General features: G+C 46.3%; 2 protein-coding genes and 1 tRNA gene. 2 read left to right on the top strand and 1 reads right to left on the bottom strand.

All coding sequences use genetic code 11. The features are described 5' to 3' along the window. Positions 1-39: 39 nt before the first annotated feature. Positions 40-124 (bottom strand) — tRNA-Tyr (locus tag AB4307_RS21615). Positions 125-688: 564 nt separating this feature from the next. Between AB4307_RS21615 and AB4307_RS21620 the strand changes: the two genes are divergently transcribed. Further along, positions 689-1765 (top strand): efflux RND transporter periplasmic adaptor subunit, encoded by a 1077-nt coding sequence (locus AB4307_RS21620; protein ID WP_102393841.1) that lies wholly within the window; start codon positions 689-691, stop codon positions 1763-1765. Next, positions 1765-4878 carry a vibriobactin export RND transporter permease subunit VexH gene (vexH, locus tag AB4307_RS21625; protein ID WP_102319977.1) on the top strand — a complete coding sequence of 1038 codons (3114 nt, stop codon included), beginning with the start codon at positions 1765-1767 and terminating at the stop codon, positions 4876-4878. The genes AB4307_RS21620 and vexH overlap by 1 nt, the downstream gene beginning before the upstream one ends. Positions 4879-4967 lie beyond the last annotated feature (89 nt).

Here is a 4967-nt window from a genome sequence, read left to right on the forward strand (position 1 = left end):
AGGTTGTTCTCTTAACTCTTAAAAGAGGTAAGAAGAATATGGTGGAGGGAGACGGATTCGAACCATCGAAGGCAGTGCCGGCAGATTTACAGTCTGCTCCCTTTGGCCACTCGGGAACCCCTCCAGGGTGTTTTTTCCTAACTCATAATGGATAGGCTAAAGAGATGTTCTTCCCAACGCATCTCTCAAGTGCGGAGCGCATCATAGCAAACACGCTAAACCTGTAAAGGGTTTTTCTTATGGTTTTGTGTTAAATGCTGCCTTTTTGGGCAAAGATGGCGAAAAGTACGCATATTGCTCGTGAAGTGAACATCTATACTAAGGTTTACGTACTGATAGGTAACACCTTGAGGTGACTGGCTTTCTGTATTGTGTTCAATGTGTCTAAAACATGATGAAACGTAAATGGAATTTAATCTAGATTTACACTTCTTGACGTTACAGCATTCATCAGTTGATAGAATACGGTTAATTTCATTTATAGATAATAATACCAATCGTAGTAAATAACGTGTCATCTTAGCTTGCTAAAATGCTCGAGAACAGCGTCAGATATTTTGATTGTAGAATAACTACTTATCGAAACTATCTGTTGAAAAGAGCTGCCTTGTTCTCAAGCCTTTTCCCTACGCTATTTCTGACCACTTACTCACTGTGATTGGTATAAACTTACTTGCAGACCATTATTATGAAGCGTAAATCTGTTTTAACCCTGCTTAGCTTGTCTATTCTTATGGCGTCTCCAGCCGTACTCGCTAAACGTATGGGCCCAAGCACTGTCACTGTTGTTACTGAGCAGGTTGATATTCACCAAGTTAGCCAATCTCTTTCGTTGGTCGGTAAGCTAGAAGCCGAGCAATCGGTAATGATCACTTCTGAAGTGGCTGGCAGAGTGGACTCTATCAACATTAAAGCCAATCAAGATGTCACTAAAGGGCAGATGTTGGTTCAACTCGACGATGACAAAGCAAAAGCGGCAGTTGCAGAAGCGCAAGCTTATCTAAAAGACGAGCAACGTAAGCTAGCGGAATTTCAACGCCTAGTGAAACGTAACGCGATCACGCAAACTGAAATTGACGCTCAGAAAACGAACGTAGAGATTGCCAACGCTCGTTTAGCTGCTGCAAATGCCAATCTGAAAGATCTTCACATCAGCGCGCCATTCTCGGGCACTGTTGGTTTTATCGACTTTAGCCGCGGTAAAATGGTGACAGCCGGTACTGAACTCGTAACTCTAGATGACCTATCGGTAATGCAATTAGATCTGCAGATCCCGGAGCGCTACCTTTCTAAACTGTCTAAAGGTATGAAAGTAACGGCTCGCACTAGCGCATGGGGCGACACTCAGTTCACTGGTACTGTAGTAGGCATTGATTCTCGTATTAACGCTGAAACCTTGAACCTTCGAGTTCGAATCCACTTCGACAACAATAATGATTATCTAAAGCCAGGAATGTTAGTGGCGGCGGATATGGACTTCCCACCAGTGGAAGCGCCAATCATTCCAGTTCAAGCGCTTGAGTATTCAGGTACGAAGCGTTTCGTTTATGTTATCGACGAAGATAATAAAGCAACTCGTACAGAAGTTTTCCTTGGGGCACGTATCGATAACGAAGTCGTGATCGACAAAGGCATCGAAATTGGCCAGAAGATCGTGGTGCAAGGTATCGTGAACATGCGTGACGGCGTCTTGGTTCAAGAGCTTGCCGTTAATCGCCCAGCTGATGCAGCAAGTGATAAAAAAGCACAAGAAGGCGCTAACTAATGTTGTTATCTGATGTTTCTGTAAAGAGACCAGTAGCGGCCGTCGTATTGAGCCTACTATTGGTTGTGTTTGGTATTGTCTCTTTCAATAAGCTCGCGGTTCGTGAGATGCCAGATATTGAAAGCCCGGTAGTATCGATCAGTACTCGTTATGAGGGTGCGTCTGCCACCATCATTGAAAGCCAAATAACCTCCAACCTTGAAGACCAGTTATCCGGCATCAGTGGTATCGATGAGATCGAATCCACAACGCGTAACGGTATGTCGCGTATCACGATTACTTTTGAGCTTGGTTACGACCTCAATACCGGTGTGAGTGATGTTCGTGATGCTGTAGCTCGTGCGCAGCGTTCATTGCCAGATGAAGCCGACGACCCAATTGTTTATAAGAACAATGGTAGTGGTGAAGCTTCGGTCTACATCAACTTAAGTTCGACGGAGATGGACCGAACGCAGTTAACCGACTACACCGAACGTGTGTTGATTGACCGCTTTAGTTTGATTTCTGGCGTGAGCTCGGTGGATATCTCAGGTGGCTTGTACAAAGTAATGTACGTGAAGCTGAAACCTGCGCAGATGGCGGGTCGTGGCGTTACTACCTCGGACATCACTTCTGCTCTGAACAGTGAGAACATTGAAAGCCCAGGTGGTGAAGTACGTAACGATGCGATTGTGATGTCGGTTCGTACTGCTCGTTCTTACACTGAATCGGAAGATTTCGAATATCTAGTCGTTAAACGTGCCTCTGATAACACACCTATCTACTTGAAAGACGTAGCGGATGTTTACATTGGCGCAGAAAACGAGAACTCGACCTTTAAGAGTGACGGCGTTGTTAACGTAAGTATGGGTATCGTGCCTCAGTCAGATGCGAACCCACTTGAGGTGGCTGACTTAGTCCATAAAGAAGTCGAAGCAATTCAAAAGTTCTTGCCAGACGGTACTCGTTTGGCTGTCGACTATGACTCAACTGTCTTTATCGACCGCTCAATCTCTGAGGTTTACAGCACGCTCTTTATCACGGGCGGCTTGGTTATCCTTGTGCTTTATATCTTTATTGGTCAAGCACGTGCAACACTTATTCCAGCGGTAACCGTACCTGTATCTCTGATCTCGTCGTTTATTGCCGCGTACTACTTCGGTTTCTCTATCAACCTGATTACCTTGATGGCACTTATCCTGTCGATTGGTTTGGTGGTAGATGATGCGATCGTGGTGGTTGAGAACATTTTCCACCATATTGAACGTGGTGAGTCACCGCTGCTTGCGGCCTATAAAGGTACTCGTGAAGTAGGCTTCGCGGTAATCGCAACAACGCTTGTATTGGTAATGGTATTCCTACCAATCTCGTTCATGGACGGCATGGTTGGCCTATTGTTTACCGAGTTTTCTGTATTGCTTGCGATGTCGGTGATCTTCTCGTCGCTAGTCGCATTAACGCTAACGCCAGTGCTAGGCAGTAAGATCCTTAAAGCGAACGTTAAACCAAACCGTTTCAATTTGTTTGTCGAGCGCGTATTTGGCAAGCTTGAGTCTGGATACCGCGCGGTATTGCGCCGTGCTCTTAACTGGCGTTGGGCCGCTCCAATCATCATTATCGCGTGTATGGGCGGTAGTTATGGCTTGATGCAACAAGTGCCGTCGCAACTGACGCCACAAGAAGACCGTGGTGTTATATTTGCGTTTGTTCGTGGTGCCGATGCAACCAGTTACAACCGTATGTCTGCCAACATGGACATCGTTGAAGAACGCTTAATGCCATTGCTTGGTCAGGGCTTCTTGAAGTCATTCAGTATTCAATCGCCAGCGTTTGGTGGTAATGCGGGTGACCAAACGGGCTTCGTAATCATGATCCTAGAAGACTGGGATGAGCGTGACGTTACCGCACAAGAAGCGTTGAACGAAGTTCGTAAATCGTTGAACGGCATTCCAGATGTGCGTGTATTCCCGTTCATGCCGGGCTTCAAAGGTGGTTCAAGTGAGCCTGTTCAATTCGTACTTGGCGGTTCTGATTACTCTGAACTTCAGAAGTGGGCAGAGCTCTTAAAGCAAGCGGCTGAAGATTCTCCAATGATGGAAGGCGCGGACATCGATTACTCTGAGAAAACACCAGAGCTATTGGTAACCGTAGATAAGCAGCGTGCAGCAGAGCTAGGTGTTAGCGTTTCAGACATTTCAGATACGTTAGAAATCATGCTTGGCGGCCGCAGTGAAACGACCTTCGTTGACCGTGGTGAAGAGTACGACGTGTATCTGCGTGGTGATGAAAACAGCTTCAACAACGCGAACGATCTAAGCCAAATCTACATGCGAACTCAGTCTGGTGAGCTGGTTACACTTGATACGCTGACGCACATTGAAGAAGTGGCTTCATCGATTCGTTTGTCGCACTACAACAAGCAGAAATCGGTGACCATTAAAGCGAACCTAATGGAAGGTTACACGCTGGGTGACGCGCTCGATTTCCTTGATGAACAAGCGATTGAACAGCTACCGGGTGATATTTCAGTGAGCTACTCTGGCGAGTCAAAAGACTTTAAAGAGAACCAATCAAGTATCCTAGTGGTGTTTGCGCTAGCGATGCTGGTCGCATACTTGGTACTGGCCGCGCAGTTTGAAAGCTTCATTAACCCGCTGGTGGTGATGTTCACCGTACCTATGGGGATCTTCGGTGGCTTCTTAGGCTTGGTGCTGATGAGTCAAGGGCTCAACGTCTACAGCCAGATTGGTATGATCATGTTGATCGGTATGGTAACCAAAAACGGTATCTTGATCGTAGAGTTTGCTAACCAACTTCGTGACCGTGGTATTGAGTTTGAAAAGGCGATCATTGATGCTTCTGCTCGACGCTTACGTCCAATCATGATGACGGCATTCACGACGCTGGCTGGTGCAATTCCATTGATTACTTCAACGGGCGCAGGCTATGAAAGCCGAGTGGCTGTGGGTACGGTTATCTTCTTCGGTATGGGCTTCGCGACATTGGTAACTCTGTTCGTTATCCCTGCGATGTACCGACTGATTTCAGGATCAACACGCTCTCCGGGTCACGTGGAAGCGGAACTTAATAAAGAGCTTAGCCATGACAACGTGGGAAGAACCTCTCACGGTTAATGAACACGCACGATTAATGAACACGGAATAGTGTAACAATATTGAAAAGCCTGCGTTTGCTCCTAGCGAATGAACTGACCCCCAATAGT

Origin of the sequence: Vibrio sp. 10N.261.52.C2 (assembly GCF_041471425.1) — a bacterium.
GTDB lineage: Bacteria > Pseudomonadota > Gammaproteobacteria > Enterobacterales > Vibrionaceae > Vibrio > Vibrio crassostreae_C.

What these genes read in the sequence shown, in the direction of transcription:
- vexH (WP_102319977.1), top strand. Translation starts at nt 1,765, where the DNA reads ATGTTGTTATCTGATGTTTCTGTAAAGAGACCAGTAGCGGCCGTCGTA.
- AB4307_RS21620 (WP_102393841.1), top strand. Translation starts at nt 689, where the DNA reads ATGAAGCGTAAATCTGTTTTAACCCTGCTTAGCTTGTCTATTCTTATG.